Consider the following 15,958-nt stretch of genomic DNA (forward strand, 5'->3'; position numbering starts at 1 on the left):
CCGTTCCTCATCGGTCACCGAGCAGGGACTCCGCGGCCCGCCAGGCCATCGCCATCACCGGCCCGTTGAGATTCCCCGCGACCATCACCGGCAGCACGGACGCGTCGACCACCCGCAGGTTGTCCACGCCCCGCACCCGCAGCTCCGGGTCGATCACGTCCTGCGGCGCGGAGCCCATCGCGCAGGTGCCGATGGCGTGGAAGCCGCAGTAGCCCCCGTCGAGGGCCGACCGCACGACGTCCTCCTCGGAGTCGGAGGCGACGGCCGCGCCGGGGAAGGTCTCGCGCCGGATGCGGGAGGCGATGGGGTCGGTGGCGAAAAAGTCGCGCAGCCGCCGGAACAGGTCGCCGGCCGCCTTCCGGTCGTGCGCCGAGGAGAAGTAGCCGGGGTCGATGTCCAAGGCGGCGTCGGGGTCGGCCGAGGTGATGGCCAAGGAGCCCTCCGAGGTGGGGCGCAGCACCATCGCACACGCCGACACCCCCGGCTCCCGCTCCACCTCCGCGGGCCTGCCCGGGTTCAGCGCGCTCAGGGACCAGGGTGCCAGCAGCACCTCGGCGTCGGGGCGTTCGGCGTCGGGACGGGACTTCAGGAAGGCCATCACGTCGTAGGCGGGCCTGGCCAGCGGTCCCTTGCGGGTGAGCAGATAGGCGGCACCGGTGCGGGCCTGGGCGAAGGAGCCGGCCAGCCGGCGGTTGGCGCCGAGCGGGGCGTTCAGGCGGAACCGCAGCGCCAGGCAGCGGTGCTCGCGCAGCCTGGCTCCCACCATCGCACGGTCGAGGCGTACGTCCACGCCCGCGGCGCGCAGCGCCTCGGCCGGACCGATGCCGGACAGCTGGAGCAGCTTGGGCGTGCCCAGGCTGCCGAGGCTGAGGATCACCTCGCGCCGGGCGCGGATCTCCTCACTCGACCCGTCGGCGGTGCGCACCCGTACGCCGGTCGCCTTGTCCCCGTCGAACAGCACACCGGTGACGACGGTGTGCGCGGCGATGACCAGGTTCCGGTGGGAGCGCGCGGGGCGGAGGAAGGCGCGGGCGGCGCTGAAGCGCTGACCGGCCTTGATGGTGGCCATCGCGTACCCGATGCGCTCACCGTCGTGCTCATTGACGTCGGGCACCGCCCGCAGCCCGAACGCCTCGCCGGTGGCGATCAGTTCGTCGCACAGCGGGTCCGGGTCGCGGACGGTGGAGACGTGCAGGGGGCCGCCGGTACCGCGGGTGGGCGAGGCGCCCAGAGCGTTGTTCTCGATGGCGCGGAAGGCGGGCAGGACCGAGTCCCAGCCCCATCCGGGGTTGCCCAGTGCCGCAAGGCCGTCCCAGTCGGCGCGGGTGCCCCGGTTGTAGACCATGCCGTTGACGGAGCTGGATCCGCCGAGCACCTTGCCACGCACCCACATGTCCGGGTTCCCGCCGGGCCGCACCGGGCGCGTGCGGTAGTGCCAGGAGTAGGACGGGTCACCGAAGAGCTTCCCGACGCCCTTGGGTATGCGCAGGTAAGGGTGGCGGCCGGGGCCGCCGGCCTCGACGAGCAGCACCCGGACGCCGGGGTCGCGCGAGAGCCGGTCGGCCAGCACACAGCCGGCCGACCCGGCGCCCGCGATCACGTAGTCGTACATCTCGTGGGACTCCTTCTCCGCGGCTCGGAGCGCCGGCGGGAACACCCGGTCGGTGCCGCAAGACGCGCACTTTGTGGGTCGGTCGGTGCCGGCATCGGTCCGGTCCCCGGGCCCCGCACCGCCGTGGGACGGGGTCGCGGCCGGCGCGCGGCCCCCGGCTCCCCGCGGCTCGGCCGGCCGGGTGGTCGTGGGGTCAGGGCACCGGTGTGTCGTCGCGGTACACCTGACCGCCCTTCATCACGAAGGTCACCCGCTCGGTGGCGGAGACGTCTGCCAGGGGGTCTCCGGCCACCGCGACGACGTCCGCGAGGAGGCCGGGTTCCAGGCGTCCCCGGTCATGGGCGTCGATCAGGTCGGCGGCGACCGTGGTCGCCGCCCGCAGCGCCTGCACGGGCCGCATGCCGCGGTCCACCAGGGCGCGCAACTCCAGCGCACCCCTGCCGTGCGGGATCGCGGGGGCGTCGGTGCCGAGGGCGACCTTCACACCGCGCCGGATCGCGCGGGCCGTGGACTCACGGGCGCGCGGGAAGACGTCGGCCGCCTTCGCCCTGAGGGCGGGATCGGCGTGTTCGATGTTCATCCCCTCGGTCAGGGAGGTGGTGGCGACCAGGAAGGTGCCGCGCTCCACCATCAGGTCGAGGGTGGCGTCGCTCGCCAGGAAGCCGTGCTCGATGCAGTCGATGCCGGCCTCCACGGCGGCCCGGATCGCCAAGTCGCCCATGCAGTGCGCGGCGACCTTCACACCCGCGCGGTGGGCCTCGTCCACGACGGCGCGCAGTTCCTCGTCCGAGTACTGCTGGGCGCCCGCCGGGCCGGTGTGCGACATGACCCCGTTGGACGCGCACACCTTGATGACCCGTGCGCCGTACTTGATCTGGTGGCGGACCGCCTTGCGCACCTCCGCCACGCCGTTGGCGATGCCCTCCTCCACGGTGAGCGGCAGCACGCCCGGGGCGAACGCCTGGAACATGGTCGGGTCGAGGTGTCCTCCGGTCGGGGCGATGGCGTGCCCGGCGGGCACCACGCGCGGGCCTTCGACCCAGCCGAGGTCGATGGCCTTCTTCAGCGCGACGTCGAGGAGGACGCCGCCGGTCTGCACGAACAGGCCGAGGTTGCGCACGGTGGTGTAGCCGCGCCTGAGGGTCCGGCGGGCGTTGGCCGCCGCGCGCAGGGTCCGCACGGCCGGGTCCTCCTGCACCGGGATGAGCGGGCTGCGGTGGTCGGGACCGCCGAGGAAGAGGTTGACCTCCATGTCCATCAGGCCGGGCATCAGGGTGACATCACCGAGGTCGCGTACCACCGTGTCCTCGGGGAGCCGGCTCGGCCGTCCCACCTCGGTGATGTGCTCGCCCGTCACCAGCAGCCCGCCCGGTTCGACGAGTTCGCCCTTGTCGATGTCGAGCAGCCGTGCCGCGCGCAGCAGTACGGGGGGCCGCCACGCCCTCTCCCGCGGCGCCATCAGGTGGCCGCCCCGTCGCGTGGTCCGGGTGGCGTGGGCGTGACGGTGAGGACAGGGGGCATGTGGGATCTCCGTGTCTGCTCGTGGGAGGGCACAGGACGCGGCGGGTAAACGATGATCTCTGTTATGGAGAATACCGTTTCCATCACCGTTCGGCGAGTGCCCGAGCGGACCCGGCGACCGAGCGCACACCGTGCAGGACGGTCAACCACCCTCGGACAGCAGCTCCTCCAGGCTCCGCACGGCGGGCTCCAGCGGCCCGAGCGAGAGACCCAGTTCCGCGGCGAGACCGGCGGCTACCGCGAGGTCCTTGCGCAGGAAGGCTCCGGCGCCGGCGGCCAGCCCGCTCACCCCGTCCCGGGCGGCGGCGGCCGTCGAGGCCCTGCTGGCCGCGCTGCCGTGCGACAGCGCTGCCAGCAGTGCGCCCTCCTCGACCCCGAGCCGCCGCCCGAGCCGCTCCGCCTGCGCGAGGAGCCCCAACTGGGCCGCGAACACCGCGTTGTTCAGCAGCTTGACGCTCTGCCCGGCGCCGAGCGGACCGACATGGAGCACCGGGTCGGCGTAGGCGCCGAGCGCGGGCCGCATCCGCTGCACCGCCCGCCCCTCTCCCCCGGCGAAGACCGTCAGTCGGCCGGCCTCGATGTCGTGCGGGCCGCCGCTGACCGGCACGTCCACGACGTCGGCGCCCAGGGCGGCGAGCGCCCGCACGGTCCTCGGGTCACCGGTGGTGTGCACGGCGAGGACCGCACCGGAAGGGAGTGCGGGGAGCAGTGCCTCGTCGAGGCACACCTCACGGACCTGGGCGTCCGTGAGGACGCAGACGAGGACGGCATCCGCGCCGCGTGCCGCGGCGGCGAGCGAGGTGACGGGCTCGGCACCGTCGCGGGCCAGCGCCTCGCGCACCTCCAAGCCGCGGGCGTACACGCGCACCCGATGCCCCGCCCGGACGAGACACCGCACCATGGGGCGGCCCATCCGTCCGGCACCGACGAAACCCAGCTCCATGACGACCTCCGTCTCCGTGCCCGGCAACGCGCCGGCACCTTTCGGAAATACCATTCTCCGATATCGTTAGCACAACTCTCTTCGATGGGAGTCACCTGGCCCTGCGGCCGGCCCGGCTCATCGAGGCGAGGCAGGACGACGGTGACGACGACCGGTGAGGAGTGGTGGATGTACGACGAGGAGCGGCAGGAGGCGGCGCGGACGGTGCGCCGGGAGGTGATCGGCGACGACGAGTCGCACGCCGGACTCCCCGCACCCGAGGGGTACCGCGACTACCTGACCGCCATGGCGTGGGGCGTGTGGGCGCGCGGCGGTCCGTTGACAACGCGCGACCGCAGCCTGCTGGTTCTGGCGATGACGGCCGCGACGGGCCGCATGGACCAGTTCCGGGTCCATCTGGATGCCGCCGCCCGCGCGGGCGTCAGCGACGCCGAGGTGGACGAACTCCTCTTCCAGATCACCGCCTACTGCGGTGCTCCGGCCGGGAGCGCCGCGCTGTCCGTGATCCGTACGGCGCGCGCCGCGCGGGAGACGGTGTGACCGGGCACGGGATCGTCGGGTTCGTGGGCCTGGGCACCATGGGCGGTGCGCTGGCGGCGAACCTCGTGGCGGACGGATTCGAGGTGGTGGCACACGACACCGCGGGATGCGCCCGTACCCCGACCGGCGCCCGCTGGGCGCCGGATCCGGGGGACGTGGCGCGTGCCGCCGACATCGTGGTGCTGAGCCTGCCCGACGGTACGGTCTGCGCGCAGGTCGTACGGCAACTGGCGGACGCCCGTGACGGACGGGTCACGCATGTCGTGGACACCTCCACCGTGGGCGTCTGGGCCGCCCGCGGGCTGGCCGCACTGGGACCGGCCTACGTGGACGCGCCCGTGTCCGGCGGAGTGGCCGGGGCCCGCCGGCGCAGTCTCATGGTGATGTACGCGGGGTCGGACGAGGACTGCGCGCGGGTGGAGCCCGTACTGGCCGGGCTCAGCGACCGCCGGCGCCGGGTCGGCGACCGGCCCGGCCAGGCACAGGCGCTCAAGCTGGCCAACAACTTCCTCTCCGCCACCGCACTGGCGGCGACCAGCGAGGCCGTCGCCTTCGGGCAGGCGGCGGGGCTGGACATGGCCATGATGCTGGACGTGCTCAACGCCTCCAGCGGACGCAGCGGGGCCACCGCCGAGAAGTTCCCCGACGAGGTGCTGACCGGCCGCTACGCCTCGGGGTTCAGCAACACGCTGATGGCCAAGGACGTGGGCCTGTATCTGCGGGAGACCGAGGCGCTGGGCGGCACGGCCGCGGTGGCGGCGGTCACCCAGGCGGTGTGGGAGGCATTCGCCGCCGCCGAGCCGGGGGCCGACTTCACCCGGGTCTACCCGTTCACGGCCGGAATCTGAGAGGGGGCGAACAGTCGGGAGGCGGCCGTCCCGCCGCCGGGCCTCACCGCCCCATCGCCTCCAGGGCGGAGCGGGCCGCTTCCCGCACCGGGTCCGGTCGCCGCTCGCCGCCCGGGACGGCGCTCTCGACGATGTCGGTGAAGAGCCGCACGTCCTTGGCCAGCAGCCCGCCCGCGTGCTCGGCGATGCGCCGCAGGGAGCCGCCCGCGTCGACGATCCGCTCCAGGGCGAAACTCGCCGCGCTGCCGCGGGGCAGGATCCGGCCCAGGGCCGCGGAGTCGAGACCCAGCCGGTCCCCGAGCGCGAAGGCGTCCGCCGCCAGCCCCAACTGTGCAGTGAACAGCACGTTGTTGAGGAGTTTGGCGACCTGGCCGGCGCCGGTCGGCCCGAGGTGCACGACGGGATCGCCGTACGTGGCGAACAGCGGTCGGCAGAAGGCGAAGACCTGGGGGTCGCCGCCCGCCATGACGAGCAGGGTCCCCCCTTCCGCGCCCCGGCCGCCGCCGCTGACCGGCGCGTCCAGGACGGAGACCCGCTGGACGCGGGCCCGCTCCTCCAGCCGGCGGCAGGTCTCGGGGTGGACGGTGGAGTGCACCACGAGCACTCCTCCCCGGCGCAGACCCGCAAGGACACCGTCCGGCCCGGTGGTCAGCTGTTCGACGTCGGCGTCGTCCACGACGCAGAGGCACACCACATCGCTCGCGGCGGCCAGTTCGACCGGCGACCCCGCGGTCTTCGCGGCGGTGTCCGCGAACGGGGCGAGCGTGCCGGACCGGCGCGCCCACAGGGTCGTCTCGTACCCCGCCTCGATGATCCGCCGTGCCATGGGCGCGCCCTGGCTGCCCAGTCCGATGAAACCGACCCGCATGTCACGTCGTCCTCTCACGTCGTCTCCCGTGGCCGCCAGAACGCGGCGAGCAGTCCGCCCGTCGCCGCCACGGCCACCGCGAGCACCAGGCCGGCGCCCGCCCATCCGGTCACGGCGAGGTCCGCCGCCGTGTCGAGCGCGTACTCCCCGGGTCCCAAGGCCCCGAGGGCCACCGCGAGCACGCCGAGGACGAGGACGTACTCGTAGCCCTCCTGGAAGACGAAGAAGCCGTGCGGGCGGTGGGCGAGCAGTCCGGCGACCAGCATCACCGACAGGACGGCGGCGCAGGCCAGCGGGGTGCACAGGCCCGCCGCCAGCAGCACTCCCGCGCCGATCTCCGTGACCACGCTGCACCAGGCCTGGAGGCGGGGGCGGCGCAGGCCGAGGCCGGCGAACCAGCGGGCCGTGCCGGCGATGCCGCCCCCGCCGCGCCAGTGGTTCCGGCCGTGGGCCACCATGACCGCGCCGAGGACGATCCGGACGACCAGCAGGGCGGCGTCCGCGGGCTCACCCATCGCGGTGGCCCCTCTCCGACGACAGGGCGGGCACGCCGAGCGCGCACTCCTCGACGAAGGCCAGAACGTGCAGGTGGTAGGCGAGGGCGGTACGGCTGACGCTGGTGTTGTGGCCGGCGCCCGCCTGCTCGTGCAGCACCAGGCGGGGCGATCCGGTGAACATGGAGGCGAGGTCGGCCAGTCCCTCCGGGCCGTTCGTCCACACCTGCTCGTACTCGGCGAGGGTGATGTGGACGGGGACCGGCACGCGCGCGGCGAGCCGGGCGAACTCGTCGTGCCAGTCCGCCCGGCGTCCCTCGTACGACGGCGAGGTGGCGCCGATGCCGTGTCCGCCGTAGACGTCGGGCGGGTAGGCGTGCGGCGGGTCCCACAGCGCGCTACGCAGGTCGGGCCGGGTGCGGCCGGGATCGCGGCGCCACTCCTCCATCGCGGTGAGCACCTTGGGGTGGTGGGTGCGGCCCATGCCGGCGAGTTCCACGCCGAGCAGGCCGGCGCCGCGCGGGTCGCTCGCCATCCGGACGGTCAGTTCGCAGCCCGCCGAGTGCGCCCAGAGGAACACACCGAGGCCGCCGTCCCGGTCCCCGAGGAGGGTGTCGACGGCGGCGAAGGCGAAGTCGGTGCGCTGTTCGGCGGTCTGAAGGTGCTCGTCGTGTCCGGCCGAACTGCCGTAGCCGGGACGGTCGAGGGCGATGACGGTGAAGCCGGCCGCGGAGGCGGTGCGCAGCAGGGAGAGCCGGGGATGGCCGGGGTGGTCGAAGTAGGTGGAGGTGGTGGCGCCGCCGTGCAGGGCCACGATCACGGCCCGGGGGCGGGCGGCCTCGGCGACCAGTGCGGAGGCGGGGACGCCGTGCACGTCCGCCACCTCCCGGTGGACGCCGGTGGCGAGTTCGGGTTCGGTCGAGGTCATCCGTCCGTCCTGAGCAGGAGTACGCCGCTGGGGGTGAGTCCGCCGCTGGAGACCACCGCCGTCCGCGCGCCCGGCACCTGGCGGGCGTCCGCCTCGCCGCGCACCTGGACGACGGCCTCGTGGAGCAGCCCCATGCCGTGGGTGCGGCCGTGGGAGAGCTGTCCGCCGTGCGGGTTGAGCGGGAGGATCCCGTCCCGGGCGATGTTCTTGCCGCCGTCCAGGAAGTCGCGGGCCTCGCCGATGCCGCAGAAGCCGAGCGCCTCGATCCAGGACAGGCAGTTGAAGGTGAAGCCGTCGTACAGCAGCGCCACGTCCACGTCGGCGGGGCGCAGGTCGGTGCGGGTCCACAGGTGCGCGGCCTGGCCGAGCACCTGGGGTTCGTGGGTGAGCGTCGCCTGGTCCCACTCGGGGCGTTCGAGGATCTGCGTCCCGACGGCCTCGACGCGAACCGGGGCTCTGCGCAGGTCGGGTGCGGTCTCGGCGGCGGAGACGACGACGGCGGTGGCGGCGTCGCAGGGGACGTCGCAGTCGTAGAGGCCGAAGGGCGTGCTGATGGTGCGCGCCGACAGGTAGTCGTCCATGGTCAGCGGGTCCCGGTAGATCGCGTCCGGATGGCGGGCGGCGCCGGCGCGCTGGTTGAGGGCGATCCAGCCAAGTGTCTCCCGCGTGGTGCCGTAGCGGTGCATGTGCCGCTGGGCGTTCATCGCCAGCATGATCGCGGGCGAGACGGCTCCGAACGGCTTGAACCAGCCGTCGGCGGCGCCTCCTTCGGGTGGTCGGAGCTTTCCCCGGCGGATGAGTTCGGCGTACGTCGCCTCCCACACGGTGCGATAGCACAGCACGTGCCGGGCGAGGCCGCCGGCCACCGCGAGCATGGCGGCGATCACCGAGCCGCCGGGTCCGAAGGTCTCGCCCGCCCCGTTGTGCCAGACGGGGCGGATGCCGAGCGCCGACTCCAGCGCGGTGACGCCTCCCTCGGCGAAGCCGCCGTACGCGCCGCCGCCCGGGTAGGTCGACAGGCCGTCGATGTCGTCGAGGGTGAGCCCGGCGTCGGCGACGGCCTTCTCGCAGGCCTGCACGGTCAGGTGCAGGGGCGGGACCATGAGGCGGCGGCCGATGCGGGAGGCCCCGGCGCCGCTGATGACGGCACGGTCCTCGAACTTGCGGTGCACCGGTGTGCGGCGGACGTGGTCCCGCAGGTGTTCGGGGGGCGGGTCGTCGGGCGGAAGCGGAGCCGGGTCCGGCCGGTCGGCGGCGGGGCGGAACAGCGGCAGCCAGGTGTCGCCGACCTGTTCGAAGGTGACCTCCATGAGCATGCCGAGGCGCAGTTCCCCGGGCGCGCAGCCGACGACGTTCGTGGTGAGGCGGACCCGGGTGTCCTCCTCGATCGCGACCTGCGCGACGACGAACGGCGTGGGCAGTCCGGGGTGGGGGAAGCGGTGGTTGACGGTGAAGCCGATCAGGGTCGCCCGGCCGGAGACCTCGCGGATCGCGGTGTTGTGGCCGCGGCAGTGGCGGCACACCGGCTGGGGCGGATGGATCAGGGCGGAACAGGCGGTGCAGGAGCGGAAACGGAGCCGCCCGTCGCGGCCGGAGGCCCAGAAGAACTCGGTCTCCTGGTCCGGTTGTGGCTGCGGTCGGGCGGCCCCGTGGTGGGGCGCGGTCAACGGACCTTCGCCTTCGCCTTGCGCACCGTCACGGGCTCGGCCAGTCCCTGTTCGTCGCACGCCCGCTGGAGGGCATCCAGCGTCTCGTCCAGACCGGGGCCCAGGCGCGGGCCAGGTGTGAACGTGGCGGGCAGGTGACGCATGCCCTGGATGACCCCGATGGTCTCGTAGTGCACGGTGCCCTCGGGGTCGCAGACGAAGTCCGGGATGCGGTCGAGCACCTGGAGCAGCATGCGCTTGAAGACGGTGCGGGCCACGTTGGAGCCGATGCAGCGGTGGATGCCGAGGCCGAAGGCGGTGTGGCGGTTGCCGCCGCGTTCGAGGTCGACGCGGTCGGGGTCGGGGAAGACGGCCGGGTCGCGGTTGGCCATGGCCCACGACAGCCAGAGGCGGTCGCCCTCCTTGAACTCCTTGCCGGCGATCTCGCAGTCCTCCGCGACCGTCCGCGCGTCGCCCGGCGCCGGGGTGAAGTAGCGCAGAAATTCCTCGGTGGCCGTGTCGAGGAGGGTGTCGCGCTCCCGGCTCAGCCGGGCGCGTTCGGCGGGGTGCTCGGACAGCCACTCCAAGGCGTGTGCGGTCAGGGCGGTGGTGGTGTCGAAACCACCGCCTATGAGCAGGGTGAGGGAACCGATCAGGTCCGCCTCCAAAGGGGGTTCGCCGTCCGTCTCCATGCGGGCGAGCGCGTTGACGAGGCCGGGGCGCGGGTGGGCGCGGACCTCGTGCAGGGCGGCGCCGATGTCCTTGATCATGGCCATGTGTGCCTCGACCACACGCGCCATGTCCGGGGACTGGGGTGGCGTGTACACGCCGGCGTGGGCCGGCTCGCTGTACAGCTGCCACTTCGCGAGCGGGATGCCCATCATGGCGAGGGTGAAGACGGCCGGGACGATGTTGGCGAGGTCGTCGACGAAGTCGATCCGGCCGGACTCGATCCGCTCGTCGAGGCAGGCGCGGACGACCTCGTCGATGAACGGGATCCAGCGGGTGACGGCCGCCGGGGAGAGGTAGGGGTTGAGGGCGTTGCGGTAGGCACGCTGTTCGGGCGGGTCCATCTCCAGGAAGCCGCCGCGGATGCCCCTGCCGCGTTGTGGCGCGGGAATGCTGATGCCCTGGTAGCCGCGGCGCTCCCCGTGCACGTCGTGGTCGTTGGAGAGCCGCTGCCCGGCGCGGGCGAAGGCGAGCAGTTCGCGGTTGCCGGCGGCGACCCAGTGTCCGCCGTAGGTGTCGGACCAGGCGAGCGGGCAGCCCGCGTGGAAGGCGCGGGTCTGTGCCTCGAACTGGTCGCGGTACGTCGGGGCGTGCCGGTCGAAGTGCACGCGGGGCTGTGTGCGGCTGTCGTCGTGCGGCTCGGGTGCGGTCATGGTGTGTGCCTTCTCCTCGTGTCGGCCGCGCCCCTCACAAGACGCTGATCGCTCGCTCGGGGCAGGACCGCACGGCCTCCACCACCTGGTTCTGCTGGTCGTCGGGGACCTCCTCGCCGATCGGGGAGGAGTGGCCGTCGATCTCGCTCAGTTCGAATACCTTCGGGGCGCGCATGGCGCACAGGGTGTGCCCCTGGCAGCGCTCGGGGTCGACGCGTACCTTCACGTCACTCAACTCCCGTTCAGGTCAGGTCAGGTCGGACAGGGACTTGCCCACGGAGGCGAGGGTGGCGGGTGTGCCGTAGTCGCCCTTGTACTTGTAGACGGGGCCGTCGCAGCGGAACGCGCCCCGGTCGGGCTCGAAGTCCGCCGGCTGCCAGCCCTTGGGGGTGGCTTCCACGACCGAGTAGCACCTGGTCGGTTCCTTCGAGTTCAGGTCGAAGGGGGCTTGCAGACCGCCCGCGGTCCAGTCGGTGATCCTCCTGGCGTTGTCGTACACGCAGGCGCGGGTCAGGGTGTCGCAGTCGCGGGCGGCGGTGGCGAACAGCAGCCAGGCCGAGAAGGCACGCAGTACGCCGTAGGACACCTCCTTTCCGGGCGCGTACTTCTCGAACAGGTCGAGGACCTGCTGGGTGGCGGGGTTATCGGCCGCGCTCTCCAACGGTGCGGTCGCGAACAGTTCGGCGTAGTTGTGCTGCTTGGCCAGTGCCGTGCCCGCCACTTGCGGGAAGGCGGGGCCGTAGGCGTTGGAGTTGGCGTCGATCCAGTCGGGCGCGTAGCCGATGGCGGTGAGGGCCTGCTCCAGTTTCGCCAGGCTTGCGAAGTCACCGAGGAAGACGAGTCCCTTGACCCCTTCCTTCTTGATCGACTGCGCGTACGGTGTCCAGTCGGAGACACCGGACGCCGGATACAGGTCGGTGGAGGAGACCTTGCCGCCGAGGCCGGCCACCGCCTCCTCGAACTGGGCCGACATCACCTTGGTGACGGGCGAGTCACCCGCGATGACGCCGACCTTGCGCGCGGAGCCCGGGTACTTCTCCTTCAGCAGCCAGCTGTAGTAGCCGGGGTACTGGAAGTATCCGGCAGTCGGTTGTGACGCGACCACCTGGAGGTCGGAGCCGATGGCGCCGATCTGGCTGGTCTGGGCGGGGAAGTTGGGCAGCAGGCACGTCAGCCGGTCCTTGACGCCCAGGCTGTCCAGGGCGGCTCCGCCGCCGACCAGCGCGAAGTCCTCCTTGCATGCCTCCAGGGTCCGCTGCCGGACCTCGGTGAGCCGTGTGTCCCGGCCGACCGGTTCGATCGCGCGGCCGTTGATGCCGCCCGCGTCGTTGCACCAGGAGGTGAAGACCTTCGCCGCGTCCACGAACTCGGACCTCTTGGTGAATCCGACATCGGAGAGGACGCCGACCTGGATCGCGTCGCCGGTGACGCCCTGGACGGACGACTTCCCGGCGGTGCCGGGGCCGCACACGTCCTTGAGCGTGCCGAAGTCGGACGACGTGGCCTGTGTCGCCTGCGCGGTGGGACTGTTCTGCCGCGCGGAATCGGTGCCGGCGCCGGACCGGGTGGAGCAGCCGGCGGCCAGGAGCACCGCGACCGCGGTGACACCGCCGGTGAGCAGCCTGCGCATGGTGCCTCCTCGGGGAGCCCGGACACCGTCGTCCGGGGGAGGTGACGGGAAGAGCGGGTCAGGTGACCGCCCCGCTCGCTTTGAGGGCGAGGATGCGGTCCCAGTCGTAGCCGAGCTCGGTGAGGATCTCCTCCGTCTGCGCGGCGAACTCCGGAGCGGGGCCGAGGGTGGTGTCCTCGACGTCGAACTGAACCGGGCTGGCGACGAGTTCGAGGTCGCCGGCCTGCCCGATGTAGCCGTTGGCGCGTACCTGGGCGTCCGCTGCGGCCTGGAGGGTGTCCTGCACGGGTGCCCAGGGGCCGTCCAGCGCGGCGAACCGCTCGGACCACTCGGCGAGCGGCCGGGTGGCGATCACCTCGCGCAGGATCTTCACCGCGTCGCCGGTGTGCGCGGCGATGGATTCGGCGGTGGCGAAACGGGGGTCGTCCGCGAGGTCGGGGCGGCCGACGCAGTGGCACACGTTGGCCCAGAACTTCGCGGGCTGGAGCATGACGAAGGAGATGTACCGGTCGTCGGAGGTGCGGTAGAGGCCGGTCAGCGGATTGGCGGGCGAGGCGTGTGTGCTGGGGGTGACGCCCTGCCACGCGCGGTCCAGGTGCAGGGACAGGCCGATGGAGTGACCGAGCGCCCACAGGCCGCTGCCGAGCAGGGAGACGTCGACCACGGACGGCTCGCCGGTGCGTTCCCGGCGCAGCAGCGCCGCCGCGATGCCGCCGGCCAGGTTGGTGCCCGATACGGTGTCGCCGTAGGCCGGTCCGGGCGGGCTGATCATGCCCTGTGTACCGGGCGGGGTGATACTGGCGGCCGTGCCGGCCCGGGCCCAGAACGCGGTCATGTCGTAGCCGCCCCGGTCGGACTCGGCTCCGCGGGGGCCGAGGGCGCTGCCGCGGGCGTAGACGATCCGCGGGTTGACGGCGCGGATGTCGCCGATGTCGATGCCGAGCCGGGTGCGGGAGGCGGGCAGGAAGCTGGTGAGGAAGACATCGGCGTCCCGGGCCAGTTCGTGCAGCACCTCACGGCCCTTGGGGGTGGCCATGTCGAGGCCGATGGAGCGTTTGCCGCGGTTGGCGTGGGCGACGTTGGGGTTGGGGTCGCCCTCCACCGTGAAGGCGCCGGTCTGACGCAGTCCGCGTTGCGGGTCGCCGGTGACCGCGTGCTCGACCTTGACCACGTCGGCGCCCCAGTCCGCGAGGACGGCACCGGCCGAGGGCACGAAGCCGTACATCGCGACTTCCAGGACGCGGATACCCTCCAGCGGCCTCATGCCCGCTCCTCGGGCAGGACCACCCGGCCGAACGCCTTGGTCTCCAGGAACTCCTCAAAGCCGGCCCGTCCGCTCTCCCGGCCGATGCCCGACTGCTTGTAGCCGCCGAAGGGCACGTCGGGGGCGAAGTAGTTGCCGCCGTTGATGGAGAAGGTGCCGGTGCGGATGCGCCGGGCGATCCGGATCGCCCGCTCCTCGTCGCCGCCGTGCACCGCGCCGGACAGGCCGTACCTGCTGTTGTTGGCGATGCGGACGGCGTCCTCCTCGTCGTCGTAGGGGATCACGGCGAGCACCGGGCCGAAGACCTCCTCCTGGGCGATCTCGCTGTCCGGGTCGACCTGGCCGAGCAGGGTGGGCGCGTAGAAGAAGCCCGGGTCGATGCGCCTGCCGCCGCGGACCAGGACGGCTCCGTCGGCGACGGCCCGGCGCACCATGCCGTCGACCTTGTCGCGCTGCTCCTCGCTGATGAGCGGGCCCATGGTCGTCTGCGGGTCGGTGGGGTCGCCGACCCGGACGCGGTCCAGTGCAGCCGCGACCGTCTGCACGATCTCGTCGTGCCGGGCGCGCGGTACGAGGAGCCGGGAGGTGAGGGCGCAGCCCTGACCCGAGTGGGAGCAGATGGTGAAGGCGGCGAACAGGGCGGCCTTGGTGATGTCGGCGTCGTCCAGAATGATCATGGCCGACTTGCCGCCGAGTTCGAGGAAGACCCGTTTCACCGATCCGGAGGCGGCGGCCATGATGCGCCGGCCCGTGGCGGTGGCGCCGGTGAAGGTGACCGCGTCGACGCCGCGGTGGGTGGTGAGCACCACGCCGACCTCGGGGGTCGAGGAGCTGAGGACGTTGACGACGCCGGGCGGTATGTCGGTGTGCTCGGCGATCAGTTCGCCGAGGGCGAGGGTGGTGAGCGGGGTCTGCGGGGCGCCCTTGAGGACGACGGTGCAGCCGGCGGCGAGCGCCGGGGCCAGCTTGGCAAGGGCGAGCTGGTTGGGGAAGTTGTACGGCAGGATCGCGGCGACGACGCCGGCGGCCTCCTTCTCCACCCAGCGGTGGTGGCGCAGGCCGCGGGAGTCCGTCACGCCCAGGTCCTCGGTGAACTCGTAGCTCTCCAGCAGGTCCGCGTAGTACTTCACGATGCCGATCGGCTCGTCGAGCTGCGGGCCGTGGGTGAGCTGGCGGGGGGCGCCGACCTCGGCGATGGTCAGTTCGCGCAGTTCCTCGCGGTGCTCGTCGAGGGCCCGGTGGAGCCGGCGCAGGCAGCGCAGCCGCAGGGCGCGGTCGGTGGGCCAGTCGGTGGTGTCGAAGGCGCGGCGGGCGGCGGCGACGGCCGCCTCGGCGTCCGCCGGCGTCGCCTCGGGCGCGTGTCCGACCAGTTCCCCGGTGGCGGGATTGTGTGAGGCGAAGGTCGCCTCGGCGGTGACGAGTTTGCCGTCGATCAGCTGTGACCTGGTGGGGATGTTCACAGCCGCACCACCGATCCGCCGTCGACGGCGACGACCTGGCCGGTCACCCAGTTCGCCGCGTCGGAGAGCAGGAACAGGAGCAGGCCCGCCGGGTCCGCCGGCTGCCCCATGCGTTTGAGTGCCAGCGACCGCACCAGCACCTCGCGGACCTGCTCCGGGATGATGTCGCGGGACCCCTCCGTGTCCGTCGGACCGGGCGCGATCGCGTTGACGCGGATGCCCCGGTCGCCGAGTTCGGCGGCGAGGGAGGCGGTGAGGTGGTTGATGCCGGCCTTGGCGAGGCCGTAGAAGCCGGTGGCCTGCCAGGCCGCGGTGGAGGACTGGTTGACGATGGCCGAGCCCTCCTTCAGATGCGGCAGGACGGCGCGGGTCAGGTGCAGTGCGCCCAGTAGGTTCACCTTGAGGAACCGGTCGAGGTAGTCGTAGTCGACGGTGGTGAGGCCCTCGCGGCGCATGCCCTGGAAGATCGCGGCGTTGTTGACCAGGTGGTCGATGCGTCCGAACTCGCGGATCACCGTGCCGGCGAGCGCTTCGGCGGACGCCGGATCGCCGACGTCGGTCCGCACGAAGAGGGCATCGCCGATCTCTTTGGCGACACGCTGTCCCTGCTCCTCGTTCAGCTCGGCCACGACGACTCGCGCGCCCTCGGCGGCCAGTGCTTTCGCGTATCCCTCTCCGATGCCCTGGCCGGCTCCGGTGACGATCGCCACCTTGCCCCTGAACCGCATCCCAGCCTCCCTGCTCGGTTGGTCGGAAACTACATTCTCTATTTCGGCGAATCAAGGATTCAAATGAGAGAACCTGGTACTGGCCGGCGACGAC

The 15,958-nt window shown here is 72.6% G+C and carries 15 protein-coding genes; 2 read left to right on the forward strand and 13 right to left on the reverse strand.

All coding sequences use genetic code 11. From position 1 onward, the window contains the following. Nucleotides 1-7: 7 nt before the first annotated feature. The 3 genes from ACFYTE_RS18405 to ACFYTE_RS18415 form a co-directional block, all read right to left on the reverse strand. On the reverse strand, nt 8-1,612 hold the full coding sequence (locus ACFYTE_RS18405) for a GMC family oxidoreductase (RefSeq protein WP_388710945.1): 1,605 nt from the start codon (nt 1,610-1,612) through the stop codon (nt 8-10). 193 nt (nt 1,613-1,805) lie between these two features. Beyond that, nucleotides 1,806-3,071, reverse strand: a complete 1,266-nt coding sequence (locus ACFYTE_RS18410) for an amidohydrolase family protein (RefSeq protein WP_388710948.1) — start codon at nt 3,069-3,071, stop codon at nt 1,806-1,808. Between the two features lie 204 nt (nt 3,072-3,275). Continuing rightward, nucleotides 3,276-4,103, reverse strand: coding sequence for an NAD(P)-dependent oxidoreductase (locus tag ACFYTE_RS18415; RefSeq protein WP_388710951.1), 828 nt, complete (start codon nt 4,101-4,103; stop codon nt 3,276-3,278). Between the two features lie 114 nt (nt 4,104-4,217). Here ACFYTE_RS18415 and ACFYTE_RS18420 point away from each other — a divergent pair, with 114 nt between their 5' ends. Together ACFYTE_RS18420 and ACFYTE_RS18425 are read left to right on the forward strand one after the other, a co-directional pair. Continuing rightward, on the forward strand, nt 4,218-4,616 hold the full coding sequence (locus ACFYTE_RS18420) for a carboxymuconolactone decarboxylase family protein (protein WP_388710954.1): 399 nt from the start codon (nt 4,218-4,220) through the stop codon (nt 4,614-4,616). Then, nucleotides 4,613-5,464 (forward strand): NAD(P)-dependent oxidoreductase, encoded by an 852-nt coding sequence (locus tag ACFYTE_RS18425; RefSeq protein WP_388710956.1) that lies wholly within the window; start codon nt 4,613-4,615, stop codon nt 5,462-5,464. The genes ACFYTE_RS18420 and ACFYTE_RS18425 overlap by 4 nt, the downstream gene beginning before the upstream one ends. Nucleotides 5,465-5,507: 43 nt before the next feature. Here ACFYTE_RS18425 and ACFYTE_RS18430 read toward each other — a convergent pair whose 3' ends face one another. Genes ACFYTE_RS18430 through ACFYTE_RS18475 form a run of 10 tightly spaced genes read right to left on the reverse strand, consistent with a single transcriptional unit; the run spans nt 5,508 to nt 15,864 of the window. Continuing rightward, on the reverse strand, nt 5,508-6,350 hold the full coding sequence (locus ACFYTE_RS18430) for an NAD(P)-dependent oxidoreductase (protein ID WP_388710959.1): 843 nt from the start codon (nt 6,348-6,350) through the stop codon (nt 5,508-5,510). Next, nucleotides 6,347-6,847, reverse strand: a complete 501-nt coding sequence (locus ACFYTE_RS18435) for a DoxX family protein (protein ID WP_388710961.1) — start codon at nt 6,845-6,847, stop codon at nt 6,347-6,349. Before ACFYTE_RS18435 ends, ACFYTE_RS18430 begins: the two co-directional genes overlap by 4 nt. Next, entirely contained in the window at nt 6,840-7,754 is a 915-nt protein-coding gene (locus ACFYTE_RS18440) for an alpha/beta hydrolase (protein WP_388710964.1), read from the reverse strand. Before ACFYTE_RS18440 ends, ACFYTE_RS18435 begins: the two co-directional genes overlap by 8 nt. Beyond that, nucleotides 7,751-9,421 carry an OB-fold domain-containing protein gene (locus tag ACFYTE_RS18445; protein ID WP_388710967.1) on the reverse strand — a complete coding sequence of 557 codons (1,671 nt, stop codon included), beginning with the start codon at nt 9,419-9,421 and terminating at the stop codon, nt 7,751-7,753. Before ACFYTE_RS18445 ends, ACFYTE_RS18440 begins: the two co-directional genes overlap by 4 nt. After that, nucleotides 9,418-10,782, reverse strand: coding sequence for a cytochrome P450 (locus ACFYTE_RS18450; RefSeq protein WP_388710970.1), 1,365 nt, complete (start codon nt 10,780-10,782; stop codon nt 9,418-9,420). Before ACFYTE_RS18450 ends, ACFYTE_RS18445 begins: the two co-directional genes overlap by 4 nt. Nucleotides 10,783-10,816: 34 nt before the next feature. Then, on the reverse strand, nt 10,817-11,008 hold the full coding sequence (locus ACFYTE_RS18455; RefSeq protein ID WP_388710973.1) for a ferredoxin: 192 nt from the start codon (nt 11,006-11,008) through the stop codon (nt 10,817-10,819). Between the two features lie 21 nt (nt 11,009-11,029). Continuing rightward, nucleotides 11,030-12,412, reverse strand: coding sequence for an ABC transporter substrate-binding protein (locus ACFYTE_RS18460; protein ID WP_388710976.1), 1,383 nt, complete (start codon nt 12,410-12,412; stop codon nt 11,030-11,032). Nucleotides 12,413-12,470: 58 nt separating this feature from the next. Beyond that, entirely contained in the window at nt 12,471-13,676 is a 1,206-nt protein-coding gene (locus ACFYTE_RS18465) for a CaiB/BaiF CoA transferase family protein (protein WP_388710979.1), read from the reverse strand. Then, a complete protein-coding gene (locus tag ACFYTE_RS18470; protein ID WP_388710982.1) occupies nt 13,673-15,136 on the reverse strand; it encodes an aldehyde dehydrogenase family protein in 1,464 nt (487 codons plus the stop codon). The genes ACFYTE_RS18465 and ACFYTE_RS18470 overlap by 4 nt, the downstream gene beginning before the upstream one ends. Continuing rightward, complete coding sequence (locus tag ACFYTE_RS18475; RefSeq protein WP_388710985.1) at nt 15,133-15,864, reverse strand: SDR family oxidoreductase; 732 nt, start codon at nt 15,862-15,864, stop codon at nt 15,133-15,135. Before ACFYTE_RS18475 ends, ACFYTE_RS18470 begins: the two co-directional genes overlap by 4 nt. Nucleotides 15,865-15,958 lie beyond the last annotated feature (94 nt).

This window comes from Streptomyces sp. NPDC004629 (assembly GCF_042873595.1).
Taxonomy (GTDB): Bacteria; Actinomycetota; Actinomycetes; order Streptomycetales; family Streptomycetaceae; genus Streptomyces.